This is a genomic window from Streptomyces sp. DH-12 (assembly GCF_002899455.1).
Taxonomy (GTDB): Bacteria; Actinomycetota; Actinomycetes; order Streptomycetales; family Streptomycetaceae; genus Streptomyces.
Genome location: NZ_PPFB01000001.1, coordinates 2,009,999 through 2,033,025, shown reverse-complemented (window position 1 = coordinate 2,033,025; position 23,027 = coordinate 2,009,999). Strand labels below are relative to the sequence as shown.

The window sequence follows — 23,027 nt, the reverse complement described above, 5'->3', positions numbered from 1 at the left end:
AGCCGGACGCCCTGGCTCCGAACGAGCCGACGATCTTCCTCACCCCCGGCCACGACCGGCCGCACCACCGACGTGCGGCGAGGCACGCCGGTGGCCCCCGCGCGCTCCCGCGCCCGAAGGCGTGCAGGATGGAGACATGGATCTTCGCATCTTCACCGAGCCCCAGCAGGGGGCCACCTACGACACCTTGCTCACCGTCGCCAAGGCCACCGAGGACCTCGGCTTCGACGCCTTCTTCCGCTCCGACCACTACCTGAGCATGGGCTCCGCGGACGGACTGCCCGGTCCCACCGACGCCTGGATCACCCTCGCCGGACTCGCCCGCGAGACCAAGCGCATCCGCCTCGGCACGCTGATGACGGCGGGCACCTTCCGGCTCCCCGGCGTGCTCGCCATCCAGGTCGCCCAGGTCGACCAGATGTCCGGCGGCCGGGTCGAACTGGGCCTCGGCGCGGGCTGGTTCGAGGAGGAGCACAAGGCGTACGGCATCCCCTTCCCCAAGGAGAAGTTCGCCCGCCTCGAGGAGCAGCTGGAGATCGTCACCGGTCTGTGGGCCACCGAGACCGGCAAGACCTTCGACTTCCACGGCACCTACTACGACCTCACCAAGTCGCCCGCGCTGCCCAAGCCCGCCCAGTCCAAGGTGCCCGTGCTGATCGGCGGCCACGGCGCCAAGCGCACCCCGCGCCTCGCGGCCCGCTACGCGGACGAGTTCAACATCCCCTTCGCGTCCGTCGAGGACTCCGCGGCCCAGTTCGACCGCGTCCGGAACGCCGCCCGTGAGGCCGGCCGCGACCCCGGCGACCTCGTCTGCTCCAACGCCCTCGTCGTCTGCGTCGGCCGCGACGACCAGGAGGTGGCCCGCCGTGCCGCCGCGATCGGCCGCGAGGTCGACGAGCTCAAGGCGAACGGCCTGGCGGGCTCCCCGGCCGAGGTCGTCGACAAGATCGGCCGCTACGCCGAGATCGGCTCCCGCCGCGTCTACCTCCAGGTGCTCGACCTGGCCGACCTGGACCACCTGGAGCTGATCTCCTCCGAGGTCCAGTCCCAGCTGTCCTGACCCGGCTCGGAGCGGGGCCGCCCCCACCGGGGCGGCCCCGCGTCCGCGCCCGCCTCCGGCGCGAAAAATCCAGGGACCACCGCGAGACCTTCGCTGTACGTTGGGCCGACACCGGGATCCCGGTGTGTACCCGCAGCTCAGAAGGTGTCTCGAGGTGTGACTCCGTGTTCCTGACGATCAGTGCCACCGGCTCCGCGCAGCGCCCGGCGACCGACCTCGGTCATCTGTTGCACAAGCATCCCGAGAAGGCGCAGGCGTTCTCCACGTCGTACGGCACGGCGCACGTGCTCTACCCCGAGGCGGACGCCGAACGCTGCACGGCGGCGCTGCTGCTGGAGGTCGACGCGGTGGCACTGGTCCGGCGCGGCAAGGGCAAGGGCCGCGGCGGCGCGCCCGACGCCGCCCTCGCGCAGTACGTCAACGACCGCCCGTACGCGGCCTCCTCGCTGCTCGCCGTCGCCCTCGGCTCGGTCTTCTCCACCGCCATGCGCGGCGTGTGCGCCGCCCGCCCGGAGCTGCCGGGCACCCCGCTGCCGCTGCGCGTCGAGGTGCCCGCGCTGCCCGCGCGCGGCGGCGCCGGCCTGGTCCGCCGCCTCTTCGAGCCGCTCGGCTGGACGGTCGCCGCGGAGCCCGTGCCGCTGGACACCGAGTTCCCGGAGTGGGGCGACTCGCGCTACCTGCGCCTGACCCTGGAGGCCGCGGCCCTCACCCTCGCCGAGGCCCTGCGCCACCTCTACGTGCTGCTCCCGGTCCTCGACGACGCCAAGCACTACTGGGTCTCCTCCGACGAGGTCGACAAGCTGCTGCGCGCCGGTGACGGCTGGCTGGCCGGCCACCCCGAGCGGGAGCTGATCACCCGCCGCTACCTGTCCCACCGCTGGTCGCTGACCCGGCAGGCGAAGGAGCGCCTGGAGCTGATCCGGCTGGCCGAGGCGGACGACAGCGAGGTCGAGGACCTCGACAACGCCGTCGAGCCGGAGACCGAGGACGAGGAGAGGCCCACCCCGCTCGCCGTGCGGCGCCGCGAGGCGATCCTCGCCGTGCTGCGCGCGTCCGGCGCGACCCGGGTGCTCGACCTCGGCTGCGGTCAGGGCCAGTTGGTGCAGGCGCTGCTGAAGGACCCGGCGTTCACCGAGATCGTCGGCGTCGACGTGTCGATGCGGGCGCTCACCCTCGCCTCCCGACGGCTCAAGCTGGACCGCATGGGGGAGCGGCAGGCGTCCCGCGTGACCCTGCTGCAGGGCTCCCTCGCCTACACCGACCGGCGGCTGGCCGGCTACGACGCGGCCGTGCTCAGCGAGGTGATCGAGCACCTCGACCCGCCCCGGCTGCCCGCCCTGGAGTACGCGGTGTTCGGCGCCGCCCGCCCCCGGACGGTGTGCGTCACCACCCCGAACGCCGAGTACAACGTGCGCTGGGAGAGCCTGCCGGCCGGGCACGTCCGGCACGGCGACCACCGCTTCGAGTGGACCCGCGAGGAGTTCCGCGGCTGGGCCCGGACCGTCGCCGGACGCCACGGCTACGACGTGGAGTTCCTGCCCGTCGGGCCGGACGACCCCGAGGTCGGCCCGCCCACCCAGATGGCCGTGTTCCGGCTCGGCACACCGACGGAGGCGAAGGCCGCATGACCACCACCGGCACCACCACCGCACAGGGCCGCGCCCTGCCGGTCACCGACCTGTCCCTGGTCGTGCTGATCGGCGCCTCCGGCTCGGGCAAGTCCACCTTCGCGCGCCGCCACTTCAAGCCGACGGAGGTCATCTCCTCCGACTTCTGCCGGGGGCTGGTCGCCGACGACGAGAACGACCAGAGCGCCTCCCGCGACGCCTTCGACGTGCTGCACTACATCGCCGGCAAGCGCCTCGCGGCCGGCCGCCGCACCGTGGTCGACGCCACCAGCGTGCAGCAGGACGCCCGGCGCCTGCTGATCGACCTGGCCAAGCGGCACGACGTGCTGCCCATCGCCATCGTCCTGGACGTGCCCGAGGAGGTGTGCGCCGAGCGCAACGCGGCCCGCGCCGACCGCGCCGGCATGCCCCGCCGGGTCATCCGCCGCCACACCCGCGAACTCCGGCGGAGTCTGCGCCACCTGGAGCGCGAGGGGTTCCGCAAGGTGCATGTGCTGCGCGGCGTGGAGGAGGTCGAGCACGCCACCGTCGTCACCGAGAGGCGGTTCAACGACCTCACCCACCTCACCGGACCGTTCGACATCGTCGGCGACGTCCACGGCTGCTCCTCCGAGCTGGAGGCGCTGCTCGGCAAGCTGGGCTACGTCGACGGCGTCCACCCGGAGGGCCGCACCGCCGTGTTCGTCGGCGACCTCGTCGACCGCGGCCCCGACAGCCCCGGGGTGCTGCGCCGTGTGATGGCGATGGTGAAGTCGGGCAACGCCCTGTGCGTGCCCGGCAACCACGAGAACAAGTTCGGCCGCTACCTCAAGGGCCGCAGCGTCCGGCACACCCACGGACTCGCCGAGACCGTCGAGCAGATGGCGGGCGAGAGCGAGGAGTTCCGCGCCGAGGTGCGGGAGTTCGTCGACGGTCTGGTCAGCCACTACGTCCTCGACGGCGGCCGGCTGGTGGTCTGCCACGCCGGTCTGCCGGAGAAGTACCACGGCCGCACCTCCGGCCGGGTCCGCAGCCACGCCCTGTACGGCGACACCACCGGCGAGACCGACGAGTTCGGGCTGCCCGTGCGCTACCCGTGGGCCGAGGACTACCGCGGCCGGGCCGCCGTCGTCTACGGCCACACGCCCGTCCCCGAGGCGACCTGGCTCAACAACACCATCTGCCTGGACACGGGCGCGGTGTTCGGCGGCAGGCTCACCGCGCTGCGCTGGCCGGAGCGCGAACTCGTGGACGTGCCCGCCGAGCGGGTCTGGTACGAGCCGGCCCGGCCGCTGCGCGCCGAGGCGCCCGGCGGGCACGAGGGGCGCCCGCTGGACCTGGCGGACGTGCAGGGCCGGCGGGTCGTGGAGACCCGGTACATGGGCCGGGTGTCCGTGCGCGAGGAGAACGCGGCGGCGGCGCTGGAGGTGATGAGCCGGTTCGCGCTCGACCCCCGGCTGCTGCCGTACCTCCCGCCGACCATGGCGCCCACCGCCACCTCGCGGCTCGACGGCTACCTGGAGCACCCGGTCGAGGCCTTCGCCCGCTACGCGCAGGACGGCGTGGCCCGGGTGGTGTGCGAGGAGAAGCACATGGGGTCGCGCGCGGTCGCCCTGGTGTGCCGTGACGCGGACGTGGCAGCCCGGCGGTTCGGCGCCGCCGGGGGTGAGACGGGCTCGCTGTACACCCGTACCGGCCGGCCGTTCTTCGACGACGCGGCCGTCACCGAGGAGATCCTCGGTCGGCTGCGCACAGCGGTCACCGAGGCCGGGCTGTGGGAAGAGCTCGCGGGATCCGACAGCGCCTCCGGCGCGGTCGACTGGCTGCTGCTGGACGCCGAGCTGATGCCGTGGTCGCTGAAGGCGTCCGGGCTGCTGCGCACCCAGTACGCGGCGGTCGGCGCCGCGGCCGGCGCGGTCCTCCCGGCCGCGCTCGCGGCGCTGGAGGGGGCCGCGGCGCGCGGTGTCGACGTGGGGGAGCTGCTGACCCGCCAGCGCGAGCGCGCCGGTGCGGCGGCCGGGTTCACCGACGCGTACCGCCGCTACTGCTGGACCACCGACGGGCTGGACGGCGTGCGTCTCGCGCCGTTCCAGATCCTCGCCGTCCAGGGCCGCAGCCTGGCCGCGCTGCCGCACGACCGGCAGCTCGCCCTGATCGACCGCATGGTCGAGCACGACGCCACGGGACTGCTGCGGACCACCCGCCGGCTCCACGTCGACACCGGCGACCCCGAGTCGGTGCGGGTCGGTGTGGACTGGTGGCTGGAGATGACCGGACGCGGCGGCGAGGGCATGGTCGTCAAGCCGGTCGACGCCCTGGCCCGCGACGGCGCCGGACGCCTGGTGCAGCCGGGCATCAAGTGCCGCGGCCGGGAGTACCTGCGGATCATCTACGGTCCCGATTACACCCGCCCGGAGAACCTGGCGCGGCTGCGGTCCCGCTTCCTCGGCCACAAGCAGTCCCTCGCCCTGCGCGAGTACGCCCTCGGCCTGGAGGCCCTGGACCGGCTCGCGGACGGGGAGCCGCTGTGGCGGGTCCACGAGCCGGTGTTCGCGGTGCTCGCCCTGGAGTCGGAGCCGGTCGACCCGCGTCTGTGAGGCGGGCGGGGACGGAGGCGTGACCCTCCGCCCCCGCCGCGGTCCCGCGCGCGGCGGACGGGATTCGGCGGGGGCAGGGATGAACCCGGGCCGGGGCGGTCAGGATGGAAGGCATGACCTACCACGTCGACTCCGAGGTCGGGCGGCTGCGCCGCGTCATCCTGCACCGGCCCGATCTCGAGCTCAAAAGGCTCACCCCGAGCAACAAGGACGCACTGCTCTTCGACGACGTGCTCTGGGTGCGCCGAGCGCGCGCGGAGCACGACGGCTTCGCGGACGTGCTGCGCGACCGGGGCGTCGCCGTCCACCTCTTCGGCGACCTGCTCACCGAGACGCTGGAGCTGCCCGAGGCGCGCGCGCTCGTGCTGGACCGGGTCTTCGACGAGAAGGAGTACGGCCCGCTGGCCACCGACCACCTGCGCGCCGCGTTCGAGGCGCTGCCCGCGCGGGAGCTGGCCGAGGCGCTGGTCGGCGGGATGACCAAGCGGGAGTTCCTCGACTCCCACGCCGAGCCGGTCTCCGTGCGCTTCCACGTGATGGAGCTGGACGACTTCCTGCTCCGCCCGCTGCCCAACCACCTCTTCACCCGCGACACCTCCGCCTGGATCTACGACGGCGTCGCCATCAACGCCATGCGGTGGCCGGCCCGGCAGCGCGAGACCGTGCACTTCGAGGCGATCTACCGGCACCACCCGCTGTTCCGGGACGCGTCCTTCCCCCTCTGGTCCGAGGGGCAGGCCGACTACCCGTCCACCATCGAGGGCGGGGACGTGCTGGTGATCGGCAACGGCGCGGTGCTGATCGGGATGAGCGAGCGGACCACCCCGCAGGCCGTGGAGATGCTCGCGCACAAGCTGTTCGCGGCGGGCTCGGCGCGCACCATCGTCGCCCTCGACATGCCGAAGAGACGCGCCCTGATGCATCTCGACACCGTGATGACCATGGTCGACGGCGACACCTTCACCCAGTACGCGGGCCTCGGCATGCTCCGCTCGTACACCATCGAGCCGGGCGTCGACGAGAAGGAGCTGAAGGTCACCGACCATCCGCCGGAGCACATGCACCGGGCGATCGCCGCCGCGCTCGGCCTGAGCGAGATCCGGGTGCTCACCGCGACCCAGGACGTGCACGCGGCCGAGCGGGAGCAGTGGGACGACGGCTGCAACGTGCTCGCCGTCGAGCCGGGCGTGGTCGTCGCCTACGAGCGGAACGTCACCACAAACACCCACCTGCGGAAACAGGGCATCGAGGTGATAGAGATCCCGGGCAGCGAGCTGGGCCGGGGCCGGGGCGGACCGCGCTGCATGAGCTGCCCGGTCGAGCGGGACGCCGTATGAGGGGCACTGTATAGAATTACGGCTCATCGTATAGACTTCCATGGTTCGTGTCCCCCAGTCCTGGAGCGCCCCATGGCGACAGTCCCGACCCCCCTCGCCGGCCGTCACTTCCTCAAGGAGGCCGACTTCACCGCGGAGGAGTTCCGCGGCCTGCTGGAGCTGGCCGCGGAGCTGAAGGCCGCCAAGCGGGCCGGGACCGAGACGCCGTACCTGCGCGGGAAGAACATCGCGCTGATCTTCGAGAAGACCTCGACCCGCACCCGCTGCGCCTTCGAGGTCGCCGCCGCCGACCAGGGGGCCTCGACGACGTACCTCGACCCCTCCGGCTCGCAGATGGGCCACAAGGAGTCGGTGAAGGACACCGCCCGCGTGCTGGGCCGGATGTACGACGGGATCGAGTACCGGGGCGACAGCCAGGCCAAGGTCGAGGAGCTGGCCGCGTACGCGGGCGTGCCCGTCTACAACGGGCTCACCGACGACTGGCACCCCACCCAGATGCTCGCCGACGTGCTCACCATGACCGAGCACAGCGACAAGCCGCTCACCGAGATCGCCTTCGCCTACCTCGGTGACGCCCGCTTCAACATGGGCAACTCCTACCTGGTCACCGCGGCCCTGCTGGGCATGGACGTGCGCATCGTCGCCCCCAAGACGTACTGGCCCGCGCAGGAGGTCGTCGACCGCGCCCGCGAGCTGGCCGCCGTCGGCGGGGCCCGGATCACCCTCACCGAGGAGATCGCCGAGGGCGTGGCGGGCGCCGACTTCGTCGCCACCGACGTGTGGGTGTCCATGGGGGAGCCCAAGGAGGTCTGGGGCGAGCGGATCGCCGCCCTCGCGCCGTACGCGGTGACCATGGACGTGCTGCGCGCCACCGGCAACCCGGACGTCGGCTTCCTGCACTGCCTGCCGGCCTTCCACGACCTGGGCACCGCGGTCGGGCGGGACGTGTACGAGGCGCACGGCCTGGAGTCGCTGGAGGTGACCGACGAGGTGTTCGAGTCGCCGCACTCGCTGGTCTTCGACGAGGCCGAGAACCGCATGCACACCATCAAGGCGGTCCTGGTCGCCACCCTCGCCTGAGGGTCCGCGTCAGACCGGGCGCCGCTGCCCGGGCAGCCGGAACCACACCGCCTTGCCGGACTCGGTGGGGCGGTGCCCGCACGACGAGCTGAGCGTGCGGATCAGCAGCAGCCCGCGCCCGTGCTCCTGCCACGGGTCGGGCAGCTCCAGGTCGGGGCGGGTGAGGTCGCCGGGCGGCTCCGGGTCCGCGTCGTGCACCTCCACCTGGAAGCCGCTCGGCAGCAGCCGCAGGACCAGCTCGATCGGGGTGGCGCCGGAGGTGTGCTCCACGGCGTTCGCCACCAGCTCCGCCGTCAGCAGCTCCGCCGTGTCGCAGTCGGCGGAGTGCTCCCGCTCGGCCAGCGCGGTGCGCACCAGGGCACGCGCGACGGGCACGGCCGCGGTCGTGTGCGGCAGCGCGACGCGCCAGGAGGCGGGGGCGGGGGGTTCGTGCACAGTGGTTCCGTTCATGGAGCGGGCGCTCCGTGTTCGCGTGCCCATGGTACGGCGCGCGTCGCCCGGCCCCGCCCCCGGGAGGGGGTGGCGCCGGAGCCCCGCCGCGCCCCGGCGTCCGCGGCCTGTCCGCGCGGGCGCGCCGCATCGCCCGCCCGCCCGTCCGTCCCGTCACCGGCGCGTCGAGGGCCCGTGACGCGCGTGACGGCGCCCGAGCGGCGTATCGCGCACTCATGACGACAGTCACCAACCGGTGATAACTTCGAGGAGCAGACCTCACTGAGCCGCGCAGTGCCCGCCCGAGGAGGCCGCCCTCATGAGTCCCTTCACCGGCTCCGCCGCCCGCACCGCGCGCTGGGAGCATCTGCGCGTCGAGCTCGCCGACGGCGTCGCCCACGTCACCCTCGCCCGCCCCGACAAGCTGAACGCGCTCACCTTCGGCGCCTACGCCGACCTGCGCGACCTGCTCGCCGAGCTGTCCCGGGAGCGGGCCGTCCGCGCCCTGGTGCTGGGCGGCGAGGGCCGCGGCTTCTGCTCCGGCGGCGACGTCGACGAGATCATCGGCGCGACCCTCTCCATGGACACCGCCCAGCTCCTCGACTTCAACCGGATGACCGGCCAGGTCGTGCGGGCGCTGCGGGAGTGCCCGTTCCCGGTGATCGCCGCGGTGCACGGGGTGGCGGCGGGCGCGGGCGCGGTCCTCGCCCTGGCCGCGGACTTCCGGGTCGCCGACCCCACCGCCCGCTTCGCCTTCCTGTTCACCCGGGTCGGCCTGTCCGGCGGCGACATGGGCGCGGCCTACCTGCTGCCCCGGGTCGTCGGCCTGGGCCACGCCACCCGCCTGCTGATGCTGGGCGAGCCGGTGCACGCCCCGGAGGCCGAGCGGATCGGCCTGGTCAGCGCGCTCGCCGAGGAGGGCGGCGCGGACCCGGCGGCCCGCGAGCTGGCCCGCCGCCTCGCCGACGGCCCCGCCCTGGCCCACGCCCGGACCAAGGCCCTGCTCACGGCCGAACTGGACATGCCGCTCGCGGCGGCGGTCGAACTGGACGCGTCCACCCAGGCCCTCCTGATGACCGGCGAGGACTACGCCGAGTTCCACGCGGCCTTCACGCAGAAGCGCCCTCCGAAGTGGCGGGGGAGGTGACCCCGATGCTGACGACCCCCTCAGGGGCGCGGGGAACCGCACGAGCGACCACGACGGACCCGCACCCGCCGAACACCGCGCACCGCCCCCTGCGCGTGGCGGTCGTAGGAGGAGGCCCAGGAGGCCTCTACGCCGCCGCCCTCCTGAAACGGCTCCAGCCGGACCGGGACGTCACCGTCTGGGAACGCAACGCCCCGGACGACACCTTCGGCTTCGGAGTGGTCCTCTCCGACGAGACCCTCGGCGGCATCGAACACGCGGATCCGGAGGTCCACTCCGCCCTCCAGGCGGAATTCGTCCGCTGGGACGACATCGACATCGTCCACCGGGGCGCCCGCCACACCTCCGGAGGACACGGCTTCGCCGCCCTCGGCCGGCGCCGCCTGCTGGAGATCCTGCACGACCGCTGCCGCTCCCTCGGCGTCGCACTCCGCTTCCGCGAAGAGGCCCCCGACCCGGCCCGCCTCGCACAGACCCACGACCTGGTGATCGCCGCCGACGGCGTGCACAGCACCACGCGCACGGCCTTCGCGGACGCGTTCCGGCCCCGGATCACCGAACACCGCTGCCGCTACATCTGGCTGGCCGCCGACTTCCCCTTCGACGCCTTCCGCTTCGAGATCGCCGAGACCGAACACGGCGTGATGCAGCTCCACGGCTACCCCTTCTCCGCCGACGCCTCCACCGTGATCGTGGAGATGCGCGAAGAGGTGTGGCGGGCCGCAGGGTTCGACGAGGCCGACGGGACCGAGTCCGTCGGACGCTGCGCCAAGATCTTCGCCGACGCGCTCGGCGGCCGCCCCCTGCGCTCCCACAACTCCGCCTGGACCACCTTCCGCACGGTCGTCAACGAACGCTGGTCGCACGGCAACGTCGTGCTGCTCGGCGACGCCGCCCACACCGCCCACTTCTCCATCGGCTCCGGCACCAAGCTCGCCGTGGAGGACGCGCTCGCCCTCGCGGCCTGCCTGAGCGAGCGGCCCACGCTCACCGACGCCCTCCACGCCTACGAGACGGAACGGCGGCCGGTCGTCGCCTCCACCCAGCGCGCGGCCCGCGCCAGCCTGGAGTGGTTCGAGAACCTCGCCCTCTATCTGCACCAGCCGCCCCGCCGGTTCGCCTTCAACCTGCTCACCCGCAGCCGCCGGGTCACCCACGACAACCTGCGGCTGCGCGACGCCCGGTTCACCGAGGCCGTGGAGCGCGAGTTCGGCTGCCCGCCGGGGACGCCCCCGATGTTCACCCCGTTCCGGCTGCGCGGACTCACCCTGCGCAACCGCGTGGTGGTCTCGCCGATGGACATGTACTCGGCGGCCGACGGCCTGCCCGGCGACTTCCACCTCGTCCACCTCGGCGCCCGCGCGCTGGGCGGCGCGGGGCTGGTGATGACCGAGATGGTGTGCGTCGGCCCGGAGGGCCGCATCACCCCCGGCTGCGCCGGCCTGTGGAGCGGACGGCAGGCGGAGGCGTGGCGGCGGATCACCGACTTCGTGCACACCCGCGCGCCCGGCACGGCCATCGGTGTCCAGCTCGGCCACAGCGGCCGCAAGGGCTCGACCAAGCGGATGTGGGAGGGCATGGACGAGCCGCTGGACGACGGCAACTGGCCCCTCGTCGCCGCCTCCCCGCTGCCGTACAAGCCGGGCAGCCAGACACCCCGTGAACTGTCCCGCGCGCACCTCACCGACCTGCGCGAGCAGTTCGCGGCCGCCGCGGTGCGTGCCGCGCGGGCCGGATTCGACCTGCTCGAACTGCACTGCGCGCACGGCTACCTGCTGTCCGGCTTCCTGTCGCCGCTGACCAACCGGCGCACCGACGCCTACGGCGGTTCGCTGGAGAAGCGGCTGCGCTTCCCGCTGGAGGTGTTCGACGCGGTGCGGGCGGTGTGGCCGGAGGACCGGCCGATGACCGTGCGGATCTCCGCGACCGACTGGGCGGAGGGCGGCACGACGGCACAGGAGGCGGTCGCCGTCGCCCGTGCCTTCGCCGAGCACGGGGCCGACGCGATCGACGTGTCCACCGGTCAGGTCGTCGCCGACGAGGAACCGGAGTTCGGCCGTTCCTACCAGACGCCGTTCGCCGACCGGGTGCGCAACGAGGCCCGCGTCCCGGTGATCGCGGTCGGCGCGATCTCCTCCTGGGACGACGTCAACTCCCTGATCCTCGCCGGACGCGCGGACCTGTGCGCGCTGGCCCGCCCGCACCTGTACGACCCGCACTGGACGCTGCACGCGGCCGCCGAGCAGGGCTACGAGGGCCCGGGCGTGGTCTGGCCGCCGCAGTACCGGGCGGGCAGCCGCCCGCCGCGCACCGGCCGCACCGACGCGCCCAAGCCCCGGCTCACCCTCTCCGGCCTGCCGCTCGCGCAGGTCCCGGCGCCCGGGGCGTGACGCCAGGGGCGCGCCTCAGTCCGCCCCGCCCCCTGCCCCGGTCTCCGCCGAGGGGCGCGCGAACTCCGCCCCCGCGTCGCGCAGCCGCTCGTGCAGGGCACGGAAGACGGTCGCCGAGCGGGTGCCGGGCCAGTCCGGAGGGAGCAGGGCGGCGGGCAGGCCCGGGTCGGTGTAGGGGAGGTGGCGCCAGGAGTCCAGGGCGAGGAGGTAGTCGCGGTAGGCCTCCTCGGGCGGGGTGTCCGCGCGCCGCTCCCAGGCGCGCAGGACCGGCGCGTGCCGCTCCAGGAACGCCTCGTGCCGCTCCGCGATCGCCTTCAGGTCCCACCAGCGGGCCACCGCCTCCGCCGTGGGCGCGAACCCGAGGTGCTCGCCGCGGAACAGGTCGACGTACCCGTCGAGCCGCAGGCGCTCCAGGGTGTGCCGGGTCTCCTCGTACAGCCGGGCAGGGGCGATCCACACGCCGGGCGCCGCCGTGCCGAAGCCGAGACCGGCCAGCCGGGAGCGCAGCAGGTGCCGCTTCTGCCGCTCCGACTCCGGCACCGAGAACACCGCGAGCACCCAGCCCTCGTCGCCGGGCGGCGCGGTGGCGTAGATGCGGCGGTCGCCGTCCTCCAGCAACTGGCGTGCCTCATCCGACAGTTCGTAGCCGGCCGCGCCCCGGTCGGTGCGGGCCGGGAGCAGCAGTCCGCGGCGCTTGAGCCGGGACACGGAGGAACGCACGGACGGGGCGTCCACGCCGACGGCGGCCAGCAGCCGGATCAGCTCCGCGACGGGCACCGGGCCCGGCACGAACCGGCCGTAGGCGCCGTAGAGCGTGACGATGAGGGACCGTGGAGCATGCTGGTCGGACACGTTGATCATCTTAGGTCGTGCCCGTGGGCCCGCTTCCCCGGCATCAGCCCTGGTCGTCTCCGGTGCCGGCGCCGGTGCGCAGCCGGAACCGCTGGAGCTTGCCGGTGGCCGTGCGCGGCAGCGCGTCCAGGAAGACGATCTCCCGCGGGCACTTGTAGGGCGCCAGCTCCGACTTCACGAAGGCCCGCAGCGCCTCCGCGTCCCGCTCGGCCCCCTCCTCGAGGACCGCGTACGCCACCACGACCTGGCCGCGCGCCTCGTCGGGACGCCCGACCACGGCCGCCTCCACCACGTCCGGATGGCGCAGCAGGGCGTCCTCGACCTCCGGCCCGGCGATGTTGTACCCGGCCGAGATGATCATGTCGTCGGCGCGCGCCACGTACCGGAAGTAGCCGTCGGGGTCGCGGACGTACGTGTCGCCGGTGACGTTCCAGCCGTCCCGCACGTAGTCCCGCTGGCGCGGGTCGGCCAGGTAGCGGCAGCCGACGGGGCCGCGCACCGCCAGCAGTCCGGGCCGCCCGTCGGGCACCGGGACGCCGCCCGCGTCCTGCACGCGCGCCTGCCAGCCGGGCACCGGGACGCCGGTGGCGCCGGGGCGGGCGGCGTCGTCGGCGGCGGAGATGAAGATGTGCAGCAGTTCGGTGGCGCCGATGCCGTTGATGAGGCGCAGCCCGGTGCGGTCGTGCCAGGCGTGCCAGGTCGCGGCCGGCAGGTTCTCGCCCGCCGAGACGCAGCGGCGCAGGCTGGAGAGGTCGTGCCCGTCCGCCTCGGCCAGCATGGCGCGGTAGGCGGTGGGCGCGGTGAACAGCACCGACACCCGGTGCTCGGCGATCGCCGCCAACAGCTGTGAGGGCCGGGCCTGTTCGAGCAGCAGCGCGCTCGCGCCCGCGCGCAGCGGGAACACCACCAGGCCGCCCAGGCCGAAGGTGAAGCCCAGCGGGGGGCTGCCGGCGAACACGTCGTCGGCGACCGGCTTCAGGACGTGCCGGGAGAAGGTGTCCGCGATCGCCGGCACGTCCCGGTGGACGTGCATGCAGCCCTTGGGCCGGCCGGTGGTGCCGGAGGTGAAGGCGATCAGGGCGACGTCGTCGGCGGCGGTCGGCACCGCGTCGAAGGGGCCGCCGGGCGCCGGGCGGTGCAGCAGGTCGTCGCGCGAGTCGCCGCCGAACGCGGCGATGCGCAGGTCCGGGACCTCCGCCTTGACGAGGTCGTCGAGGGAGCGGGCGTCGCACAGGGCGTGCCGCACCTTCGCGAGCGCGCAGACGGTGGCCAGCTCGTGCGGCCGCTGCTGGGCCAGCACGGTGACGGCGACCGCGCCCGCCTTCAGCACCGCCAGCCAGCAGGCGGCCAGCCAGGGCGTGGTGGGCCCGCGCAGCAGCACCCGGTTGCCGGGCACCACCCCGAGGTCCCCGGTGAGCAGGTGGGCCAGCCGGTCCACCCGGGCGCGCAGCTCCCCGTACGTCCAGACCCCGCCGTCGGGCGTGCGGAACGCCGGGCGGTCGTCGGGGTGGCCGTGCAGCAGCTCGGCGGCGCAGTTCAGCCGCTCGGGGTAGCGCAGCTCCGGCAGGTCGAAGAGGAGCTCGGGCCGCTCGTCCGGTGGCGGGAGATGGTCGCGGGCGAAGGTGTCGACGTGCGCGGTGAACCGTGGACCCATGTCGATGCGCCCCCTCGGCGTGGTGGGCTCGCCCCAGGAGCGTATCGCGTTGGTGACGGCAGTCAACGGTCCGCGATAACCTCGGCGGTGGCCCAGTGGCGAGGGAAGGGACCGGCGATGACCGCATTCTCGCTCGAACCGGCACAACTCGCCCGGTGCGCGGAGCTGCGCGCCCTGGCCGCCGAACGGCTCCGCCCGCTCGCCGACCAGGGTGAACCGGGCCGCGTCAACCGCCCCCTCGTCGCCGAGCTGGGCGCTCTCGGCCTGCTGTCCCGGTTGTTCGCCTCCGGCGCGCTGGAGCTGTGCCTGATGCGCGAGTCGCTCGCCCGGGCGTGCACCGAGGCGGAGACCGCCCTCGCCCTCCAGGGCCTCGGCGCCCACCCCGTGCACGCCCACGGCACCCCCGCACAGCGCGACCGCTGGCTCCCCCGGGTGAGCGACGGCACGGCGGTCGCGGCCTTCGCCCTGTCCGAACCGGGCGCCGGATCCGACGCGGCGGCGCTGTCCCTGAGCGCGGAGCGCGACGGCCCGGACGGGTGGCGGCTCACCGGCGAGAAGTGCTGGATCTCCAACGCCCCCGACGCCGACCTCTACACCGTCTTCGCCCGCACCGCCCCCGGCGCGGGGGCGCGCGGCGTGACCGCCTTCCTGGTGCCCGCCGACCGGCCCGGCCTCACCGGCAGCCGCCTCGACATGATCTCCCCGCACGCCCTCGGCGCCCTGCGCTTCGACGGCGTGCCGGTGACCGCCGCCGACGTCCTCGGCGAGCCCGACGCGGGCTTCCGGGTCGCCATGGACACCCTCAACCTGTTCCGGCCCAGCGTCGGCGCCTTCGCCGTCGGGATGGCGCAGGCCGCCCTGGACGCCACCGTCGCCCACACCGCCCGGCGCGACGCGTTCGGCGGCCGGCTCAAGGACCTCCAGTCCGTCGCCCACCAGGTCGCCGAGATGTCCGTGCGCACGGAGGCGGCCCGCCTGATGGTCTACGCGGCGGCCACCGCGTACGACGAGGGCGCCGCCGACGTGCCCCGGCGCTCCGCGATGGCGAAGCTGCTCGCCACCGAGACCGCCCAGTTCGTCGTCGACACCGCCGTGCAGCTGCACGGCGCGCGCGCCCTGTGCCGGGGCCATCTGCTCGAACACCTCTACCGCGAGGTCCGCGCCCCCCGCATCTACGAGGGGGCGAGCGAGGTCCAGCGCGGCATCATCGCCAAGGAGCTGTACAAGACCCTGGAGGCCCGGTGACCGCCGAGCGCGTCAACCCGCCCGACCTGTCCCCGCCCGCCGGCTTCTCGCACGCCGTCGTCGCCACCGGCTCCCGCGTGGTGTTCCTGGCCGGGCAGACCGCCCTCGACGGCGACGGGGAAGTCGTCGGCGACACCCTGCCCGAGCAGTTCGCACGCGCCCTCGGCAACCTGCTCACCGCGCTCCGCGCCGCCGGCGGCACCCCCGCCGACCTGGCCCGCGTCACCGTCTACGCCACCGACGTCGCCGCCTACCGCGCGCACGCCCGCGAACTCGGCCGCCTCTGGCGGGACCTGGCGGGCCGCGACTACCCGGCGATGGCGGTCGTGGAGGTGGTCCGGCTGTGGGACGAACGGGCGAGGGTGGAACTCGACGGATTCGCCGTGCTGCCGTGAGCCGCCGGGCGAGGCCGCGCCGTTCCTTCTAGCCTGAGGCGATGCCGGAGATCGAGCTGAGCGCGGGCACCGTCGAGTACGAGGACACGGGCGGCGAGGGGCCGGTGGTCGTGCTGCTGCACGGCATGCTGCACGACGCCTCCGTCTGGCGCGGCGTCGTCGCCGAACTGCGCACCGACCACCGTCTCGTCGCCCCGACCCTCCCGTACGGGGCGCACCGCAGGCCGATGACCCGGCCGCCCACACCGGACCTGGTCAACGAACTGATCGCCGAGTTCCTCGACCGGCTGGACCTCAGGGACGTCACCCTCGTGGAGAGCGACTGCGGCCGGGCCCAGACGGTCGCCGCCCGGCACCCCGAACGGCTGGCCCGGCTGGTGCTGATCTCCTGCGAGGCCTTCGACAACTACCCGCCGGGCCTGCCCGGCAAGACGATCGCCCTCGCCTGCCGCGTCCCCGGCGGCATCCCGCTCATGGTCCGCGCCCTGGGCTGGAGACCCCTGCGCCGGCTGCCCGTGGGCTTCGGCGCGCTCACCAGGCGCCCCCTGCCGGACGACCTCGTCGACCGCTGGCTGCGGCCCCTGCGCACGGACCCGGCGATCCGCCGCGACGTCCGCCACTACCACACGCACGTCCGGCGCACCGAACTCCTCGAAGCGGCCCAGGGGCTGCGGTACTTCGACCGCCCCGCCCTGGTCGTCTGGGCGTCCGAGGACCTGATGATGCCCCGCGAACACGGCCGTCTGCTGGCCGAACTCCTGCCGCGGGGACGCCTGGTGGAACTGAGGAACACCCGCACCCTGATCGCGCGGGACCGGCCCGGCCGGCTCGCCTCGCTGCTGCGGTGGTTCGTGGCGGAGGGGTGAGCGGGCGGCCCGCCGGCCCGCCGGCCGGGGGCGACGCCCGCCCCGCGTGACCGCGTGACCGCGTGGCTCCGGCCGCGGGCCGTGCTCAGGCCGTGGCCGTGAGCCCCTCCGCCGGGAGGCGGCGCGGGGCGATCACGCGGCCGTCGGGCCGCAGTTCCCCCGTGTCGTCGAAGACGATCGCGCCGTCGCAGAGCAGGCTCCACCCCTGTCCGGGGTGGGCGGCCACCACGTGCGGGGCGGGGGAGTCGGGCTGCGGGCAGGACGTCCGGTGGGCACACATGGCGCACCTCCACTTCGATGGGACGGTCCGAACACGTCGTACGCCACGACCATGCGCCGCCCGCACCGCCCGCCGGAACGGCCCCGCGGGGACCGTGACAGTCCGCGGACGATGCCGGGACGGTTCCCCGACGGCCGATGCGGCTCCGCCACCGAAGGGTGACGATGAGTGGCCGCGCCCCCGTGCGGCGGGTACTGCTGGAGGTCCCTCTTCCGCTCACTTCGGAGGTCTCCCCGTGTCTGTACGCCCCCTCCTCGGCACCGCGGCCGGCGCCGCGCTGCTGCTGCTCGGCACCGCCGCGGCGGCCCCCTCGGCGGCGGTCGCGCCGTCCGCGCCCGCGGAGTACGTGACGGTCGACCCGGAGGGCACGATCGCCGCCGACGGCACCGTCACCCTCACCGGCGCCTACCGCTGCGTCGCCGGCACCGGCCCGGTCTACGTCAGCTCCTCGGTCAACCAGAGCACGCCCGACGTCACCTACGGCATCGGCGGTTCCGTGGCGGTGTGCGACGGCGAGGAGCACCGCTGGCAGAACCGCGGCAAGGCCCCGCAGAACGCGCTGACGGCGGGCCCGGCCCGGGTGGAGGCGACGCTGCTGGAACTGCGCGGCAGCGGACTCCTGGTCATCCCCGTCCCGCACGCCGTCAGCCGCCACGACGTCACCCTCGTCACGGGCTGACCCCTCGGCGGGCCGCGCCTGCCGGCCCGGAAGCGCCTCCGCCGACGTGCCGCCGGGCGCGACCGCGGCGACCGGAAGGCGGCGGTCACCCCGCGACCGCGGCCCGCTCGGCCCTCCCGTGTCGCCGAGGCCCGAGGCACCGCCGCCGGGGACGGGAACCGGGCACGGGAACGCCCAGGCGCCGCGCCTGACGGCCCCACCAGTCCCGAGGACCCGCTTCACGACGTCCGGCCTCGGGACTGGTGGGCTCGCATGTTGACGTGTCGTGTATCCGCCGGAACTCCACAGCATTGGTCACGATGAGTAGCTGATTCAGGGTGGTTTTCCAGCGTCCCTGACGGGGTCGTTGCTGGTGCGCGGCCCGGACGCCGTGTGGAAGCAACTCGCCGAACGCCTTCAGGAGGCGGGGCCGGCGGCGAAGGTCTCCATCGAGATGCAGGACGACGGGCGGGTGAAGCTGGACGTCGACCGGTACTACCTGCGCGCCGGCACCATCGCCACGGCGAACGCACGGCTCATCGAGGTTCAGGCCGACGTGCCCGTCGTGAAGTCCTGGGGCGAGGACCTGCTCGCCTCAGTGGACGGGCTGCGGTTCGTCGTTCCCGGGTCCCCGCGCGATTCCCCGCACATCCTGGACAGGCTGCTGAACCTGGACGGCGGGGTGAAGCCGGAGATGGTGGCGACCGACAACGCCCCGTACCCCGACATGGTGTTCGCGTCCCGCTGGCTTCCCCCGGCCGCAGGGCCAGCCCGCCCCGATCACCTGTCCGCGCTGCTGAACGAGATCGGGGTCCCGGCCGCAGCTGCCCGCGGCGCCGCCATCCGCCAGCAGCTCCGCGACATGCCCGCCCCCGTGGTCGCGGACGCGCTTGGCCACCACCACAAGACCACTGCCCGGCTCCGCAACGATACCGGCGGCACATGGAGCCGATATGGCTCAGGGGATCCCGGAAGGCCACCAGCGGGCTGGGCTCCTCGGGGGACCGGCGACAGCTGATTACGCGAGCCCACCAGTACCGAGGGCCTATCACTCCTGAGCACGAGACGAGGGACGTCCTGTGACAGAGACGAACGCTGCCCGACCGCACACGAGAGCTGTTGCGGAGCAGGAGACGGCCCTTGGGGAGTTTCGGTGCGGTGGGCAGCGGCTGGGCGTTCAGTTTGCTGAACACGCCTGTGTCGTCGTGTGAGGCCTGGCAGGCTGTGGCCGGTGAGGGGTGACTGGCTGGGGAAGTTCCGCCGGGAGCAGCGGATGCTGGCTCGGGTGCGGTGGGCCGCGTGGCGGCTGGAGCAGGCTGAGAAGGAACGGGTCTGGGCGCTTGCGCCGGCGCGGCCCGGCGGGGTGTCGGTACGGAAGGCCGCGGAGGTGGCCGGGCTTTCGCCGACCCGGGTGCATCAGCTGACCAAGGACGCCTCCGGGAGGTGCTGGAGGCGGTGCTGGCCGAGTTGCGGGCGGCGGGCTGGCCTGCCCCGGAAGATCCCGGCGGCAGCGGCGACGAGGAGCTGGCAGGGCGCGCGGACGCGGCCGGGCGGTTGCTGGACGAGGTCGGCTGGATCCGTCAGTGCGCGCAGTGGATCGACCACCTGGAGCGTGAGAGTTACCCGCCGGTGGTGAACCTATGGCCGGAGGCAGATTTCCCGGACCGGCACCCGGTGGCGGTCGATCTGCCGCGGGTGGCGGCCGTGCTGCGGCGCACCGCCTATGGCATCGACGACCTCGCCCGTACCCGCAGCGTCGACGACCTCGACCAGGCGCGGACTCATGATGATCCGCGGGCGGAGCGGCGCCAGCGCCTGGCCGAACCGGACCTGGCGTTCGCTGAGTTCTATTCCCGTACCAGGACGCCGTCCCAGTCCATCCGTCAGGGCGCGGACGCCTGGAGGGCCTACCAGGCCGAACGCCGCCACCGCGGGGAAACGGACGAGAACCCCTGTACGGAGTACAACTCCTTCCGCCGCGGCAGGCCCTGACCCGGAAGCGCCCTGTGTGTTTTTGCCCGTTGTCCTACTGGCACCAGAGGCCTCATGGAGCCGTCACGTCATGAGTACACCCCTGCCCCCCATGCCTGGGGCGCCATCCTGGCCGCACTGCGCACACGGCGCAGACCCTGTCGCTGACCCTGTCGGCTGCCGCGGCATCCAGGTGACCGGTCACACCGCGTGCCTGGCCCACCTGGCCGCCACCGACCGCGACGCCTACCTGAACGGCCTGACCCCCGGCACCGACATCGATCACCGCGGCACCCCCTTCACCGAAGACCTGCTGAACCGGTTACTCACCGCCCTGCACGACCCCACCACCGGTGAGCCCCACATCGGCGCCGCCTGGTTCGACTGGGCGACCTTCACCGGCACCGCCTGGTTCGTCGGGGCGACCTTCACCGGTGACGCCAAATTCGGCAGGGTGACCTTCGCCGGCGACGCCAAATTCGCCGGGGCGGCCTTCACCGGTGACGCCGGGTTCGCCGGGGCGACCTTCGCCGGTGACGCCGGGTTCGCCGGGGCGATCTTCACCGGCGACGCCAAATTCGCCGGGGCGATCTTCACCGGTGACGCCAGGTTCGCCGGGGCGATCTTCACCGGTGACGCCGGGTTCGCCGGGGCGCGGTTCGAGACGGTGTCACGTCTGGGGCCGCTGGTGTGCGGTGCGAGGGTGGTGCTGGACGGTGCGGTGTTCGGCCAGCCGGTGACGGTGGAGATGGCCGCTCGCGAGGTGAGCTGTGCGCGGACGCGGTGGATCTCGACCGCCACGTTGCACCTGCGCTACGCCGAGGTGGACCTGAGGGACGCGATCTTGGAGTACCCGGTGGTGGTTGCCGCCCGCCCGGACCCTTTCTCCTTCCACCGCTCCGGTAGCCCCCTGTCGGAGGCGGAACTGTCCGGCCGGGAGCCCGGCGTGCGTCTGACGTCGGTGGGTGGGGTCGATGCCGCGCACCTCGCGCTGCACACCATCGACCTGAGCATGTGCCGGTTCGCCGGCGCCGTCCACCTCGATCAGCTCCGCGTGGACGGCTGGTGCACCTTCGCCACCACCCCCACCGACCGGGGCCGGCGCTTCCCCTGGCGGTGGAGCCGGCGCAACACCCTGGCCGAGGAGCACCACTGGCGGGTGCGTACCGCCCGCCGCCCCGCCCGGGCGCATGGCTGGACCGCCCCGCCCTCGGACGCCCCCGAACTGCGGCCGGCCGCGGTGGCCGCGCTGTACCGGCAGATACGCAAGTCGCTGGAGGACGGCAAGAACGAACCGGACGCCGCCGACTTCTACTACGGCGAGTGCGAGATGCGCCGCCACGACACCTTCCGCTCCCGGGGCGAGCGGATGCTGCTGACCGCCTACTGGGCCCTGTCCGGGTACGGACTGCGCGCCACCCGGGCGTTGGCGTGGCTGGGGGCGGCGATGACCGCCACGATCGCGGTGATGGTGCTGTGGGGCCTGCCCGTCGATGATCCGAAGCCGACCACCACCGGCCGTCAGGCCGCCGTCGGGCAGCAGGTCACCCTCACCACCGACACTCCCGACCCGGTCAACCCCACCGGCCCGCTGCCCGACCGGGTGACGGGCGAACGGTTCGAGAAGGCGCTGCGGGTGGTGATCAACTCGGTGGTCTTCCGCTCCTCCGGACAAGACCTCACCACCACCGGCACCTACGCCGAAATGACCTCGCGCCTTGCCGAACCCGTCCTCCTCGGCTTGGTCGTCCTGGCCGTCCGCAGCCGCGTCAAACGCTGACCACCCACCACTGGCTGTCAGCAGAATGAACACCCAACCGCTACTCACTGCGCCGGTACTTCCCGAGGAAGACGTCCCCGCGGAGCGGCGGAGTTCAGGCCGCCGAGTCCGGCCAGTCCAGCAGCCGGGCCCCGATGACCGCCGTCTGCAGCATGTACCGGTGCGCCGGATCGCCGGGATCGGCGCCGGTGAGCCGGTGGATCCGCTCCAGCCGGTACGTCAGCGCCCGCACGCTCAGCGACAGCCGCCGGGCCGCCTCGGCGGCGACACAGCCCGAGTCGAAGTAGGCGGTGAGCGTGTCCAGCAGCGGCCCGGCCCCGCCGCGCGCCTCGGTGAGCGGGCCCAGCGTGTTGTGCACCAGGTCGGCCATGGCCTGCCGGTCACGGGCCAGCACCGGGTAGACCAGCAGGTCGGCGGCGCGCAGCACCGGGTCGTCCAGGCCGAGCCGCTCGGCGATCTCCAGCGCGTTCAGCGCCTCCTCGTACGACTGCACCACTCCGCCCGGTCCCGGCTGGGGGCGGCCGATGGCCACCTGGCCGCCGTCGGTGGCGGCGTGCGCCTGCTTGGCGAAGTGGGTGAGCACGTCCCGCTGGTGCCCGGGCGCGACGCACAGCAGCCGCCCGTCCTTGGTGGTGAGCAGGATGCTGCGGTTGCCGAACCGGGTGATCAGGGCGCGCTCCACCTGGCGGGGGACCGGGTCGCCCTCCTCGTAGGCGACGGGTCCGCGGGCGACGGCGACCGCGTGCTCGTGGGACAGCCGCAGCCCGAACCGTTCGGCGCGCTCGGCCAGCCGGCCCAGGTCGCTGCGGCCGTAGAGCAGGTCGTCGATGAACTCCCGGCGGGCCGCCTCCTCCTGACGGACCGCCATCCGCTGCGCCCGCTCGTACCCTTCGGCGAACGCGTCCACCACCTGCTGCACGGCCGCGAGCGCGCCGTCGGCCGCGTCCGTGCCGCGGGACGGCCACGTGCCGCGCGCGGCGGCGAGATGGGCGATGACGAGGGAGCGCAGTCCGAAGCCGGCCTCCGCGGCCTGTTCCCCGAGGGCGCGGCGGGAGGCGAGCTCGTCGCGGGTGAGGCGTCTGCCCGTGGCCGCGACCTCGGCCAGTATCTGGGCGTACCCCTCCAGATACTGCTCCGGAATCTCTCGTTCCGACATGTTGTCCCCCGCGTCTTGACGCGATCCTGATGCGTCCATGGCAGCTCACCGGCATGCAGACCCTAGTGAACTTTGCCGGAAACCGGCAATGCGCGGTGCGGTCCCGGCCGGGCAGCATGGCTCGCGGGGAGCACTGCGGAGGTTCCGGTGCCGGACACCGGCAGGTGTCCGTGCCGGAACCCGGAGGGGAGCGGTGCTGCCCGACGGCATCGGCCGTCACGACATCGGCGGCTGTGGCATCGGCCGCTGTACGGAAAGACGTCGCACGAGAGGGGGGCGGACATGCACGGCTTCGTGAAGGGCGCCGACGGCCTGGCCGCCCCCCGTCGCACGGGGCCGCTGCACCGCACCGCCCCCGACGAACCCTGGCCGTCCCGGTCCCCGCGCACGCGCGGTGCGGACCGGGACGGTGCGGTACGCCCCCGCGCGGAAGGCAACCGTCCGCGCCCGGCGCGAAACCGCGCGGACGGCTGACGCCGTCTCCTCCACCGCCTGACGACACCGCCTCGCCCGCACGCGAGGC

The 23,027-nt window shown here is 73.9% G+C and carries 18 protein-coding genes and 1 pseudogene; 14 read left to right on the top strand and 5 right to left on the bottom strand.

Features of this window, described 5'->3' with window-relative positions; genetic code table 11:
- Positions 1–136: 136 nt before the first annotated feature.
- The 5 genes from C1708_RS07970 (at position 137) to argF (ending at position 7,681) form a co-directional block, all read left to right on the top strand.
- Positions 137–1,060, top strand: a complete 924-nt coding sequence (locus tag C1708_RS07970; protein ID WP_106411990.1) for an LLM class F420-dependent oxidoreductase — start codon at positions 137–139, stop codon at positions 1,058–1,060.
- A gap of 164 nt (positions 1,061–1,224) precedes the next feature.
- Positions 1,225–2,688: a 3' terminal RNA ribose 2'-O-methyltransferase Hen1 gene (locus C1708_RS07965; RefSeq protein WP_106411989.1), complete on the top strand. Its 1,464-nt coding sequence runs from the start codon at positions 1,225–1,227 to the stop codon at positions 2,686–2,688.
- Entirely contained in the window at positions 2,685–5,264 is a 2,580-nt protein-coding gene (locus C1708_RS07960) for a polynucleotide kinase-phosphatase (protein WP_106411988.1), read from the top strand. The genes C1708_RS07965 and C1708_RS07960 overlap by 4 nt, the downstream gene beginning before the upstream one ends.
- Positions 5,265–5,377: 113 nt before the next feature.
- Complete coding sequence (locus C1708_RS07955) at positions 5,378–6,601, top strand: arginine deiminase (protein ID WP_106416213.1); 1,224 nt, start codon at positions 5,378–5,380, stop codon at positions 6,599–6,601.
- A gap of 72 nt (positions 6,602–6,673) precedes the next feature.
- Positions 6,674–7,681: an ornithine carbamoyltransferase gene (argF, locus tag C1708_RS07950; RefSeq protein ID WP_106411987.1), complete on the top strand. Its 1,008-nt coding sequence runs from the start codon at positions 6,674–6,676 to the stop codon at positions 7,679–7,681.
- Positions 7,682–7,690: 9 nt separating this feature from the next.
- On the opposite strand, the gene C1708_RS07945 is transcribed toward argF, so the two are convergent.
- Complete coding sequence (locus C1708_RS07945; protein WP_198602430.1) at positions 7,691–8,131, bottom strand: ATP-binding protein; 441 nt, start codon at positions 8,129–8,131, stop codon at positions 7,691–7,693.
- A 298-nt stretch (positions 8,132–8,429) separates the two neighbouring features.
- On the opposite strand from C1708_RS07945, the gene C1708_RS07940 reads away from it, so the two are divergent.
- Positions 8,430–9,257 carry an enoyl-CoA hydratase family protein gene (locus C1708_RS07940; protein WP_106411985.1) on the top strand — a complete coding sequence of 276 codons (828 nt, stop codon included), beginning with the start codon at positions 8,430–8,432 and terminating at the stop codon, positions 9,255–9,257.
- Between the two features lie 5 nt (positions 9,258–9,262).
- Positions 9,263–11,647 (top strand): bifunctional salicylyl-CoA 5-hydroxylase/oxidoreductase, encoded by a 2,385-nt coding sequence (locus tag C1708_RS07935; RefSeq protein WP_198602429.1) that lies wholly within the window; start codon positions 9,263–9,265, stop codon positions 11,645–11,647.
- 15 nt (positions 11,648–11,662) lie between these two features.
- Here the strand turns inward: C1708_RS07935 and C1708_RS07930 are convergent, their stop codons facing one another.
- Both C1708_RS07930 and C1708_RS07925 read right to left on the bottom strand, forming a co-directional pair.
- A complete protein-coding gene (locus C1708_RS07930) occupies positions 11,663–12,508 on the bottom strand; it encodes a PaaX family transcriptional regulator (RefSeq protein ID WP_106411984.1) in 846 nt (281 codons plus the stop codon).
- A 34-nt stretch (positions 12,509–12,542) separates the two neighbouring features.
- Complete coding sequence (locus C1708_RS07925) at positions 12,543–14,153, bottom strand: AMP-binding protein (RefSeq protein WP_106411983.1); 1,611 nt, start codon at positions 14,151–14,153, stop codon at positions 12,543–12,545.
- A 117-nt stretch (positions 14,154–14,270) separates the two neighbouring features.
- Here C1708_RS07925 and C1708_RS07920 point away from each other — a divergent pair, with 117 nt between their 5' ends.
- From C1708_RS07920 to C1708_RS07910, 3 genes are read left to right on the top strand one after another with little or no spacing between them, the layout of a single operon-like run.
- Positions 14,271–15,398 (top strand): acyl-CoA dehydrogenase family protein, encoded by a 1,128-nt coding sequence (locus tag C1708_RS07920; RefSeq protein WP_106411982.1) that lies wholly within the window; start codon positions 14,271–14,273, stop codon positions 15,396–15,398.
- Entirely contained in the window at positions 15,395–15,793 is a 399-nt protein-coding gene (locus C1708_RS07915; protein WP_106411981.1) for a RidA family protein, read from the top strand. The genes C1708_RS07920 and C1708_RS07915 overlap by 4 nt, the downstream gene beginning before the upstream one ends.
- Positions 15,794–15,834: 41 nt before the next feature.
- A complete protein-coding gene (locus C1708_RS07910) occupies positions 15,835–16,659 on the top strand; it encodes an alpha/beta fold hydrolase (protein WP_106411980.1) in 825 nt (274 codons plus the stop codon).
- An 85-nt stretch (positions 16,660–16,744) separates the two neighbouring features.
- On the opposite strand, the gene C1708_RS07905 is transcribed toward C1708_RS07910, so the two are convergent.
- Positions 16,745–16,939 (bottom strand): DUF5999 family protein, encoded by a 195-nt coding sequence (locus tag C1708_RS07905; protein WP_106411979.1) that lies wholly within the window; start codon positions 16,937–16,939, stop codon positions 16,745–16,747.
- 235 nt (positions 16,940–17,174) lie between these two features.
- Here C1708_RS07905 and C1708_RS07900 point away from each other — a divergent pair, with 235 nt between their 5' ends.
- The 4 genes and pseudogenes from C1708_RS07900 to C1708_RS07880 all read left to right on the top strand — a co-directional run bounded on the left by C1708_RS07900 (position 17,175) and on the right by C1708_RS07880 (position 21,348).
- Entirely contained in the window at positions 17,175–17,618 is a 444-nt protein-coding gene (locus C1708_RS07900; RefSeq protein WP_106411978.1) for a DUF6299 family protein, read from the top strand.
- Between the two features lie 463 nt (positions 17,619–18,081).
- Positions 18,082–18,333 (top strand): annotated as a pseudogene (locus C1708_RS35815) (Tn3 family transposase); the annotation flags it as partial.
- Positions 18,334–19,040: 707 nt separating this feature from the next.
- On the top strand, positions 19,041–19,589 hold the full coding sequence (locus C1708_RS07885; RefSeq protein ID WP_106411977.1) for a hypothetical protein: 549 nt from the start codon (positions 19,041–19,043) through the stop codon (positions 19,587–19,589).
- Between the two features lie 172 nt (positions 19,590–19,761).
- On the top strand, positions 19,762–21,348 hold the full coding sequence (locus C1708_RS07880; RefSeq protein WP_342210885.1) for a pentapeptide repeat-containing protein: 1,587 nt from the start codon (positions 19,762–19,764) through the stop codon (positions 21,346–21,348).
- Between the two features lie 94 nt (positions 21,349–21,442).
- Here C1708_RS07880 and C1708_RS07875 read toward each other — a convergent pair whose 3' ends face one another.
- Positions 21,443–22,504, bottom strand: coding sequence for a PucR family transcriptional regulator (locus C1708_RS07875; protein ID WP_106411975.1), 1,062 nt, complete (start codon positions 22,502–22,504; stop codon positions 21,443–21,445).
- Between the last annotated feature and the right edge of the window lie 523 nt (positions 22,505–23,027).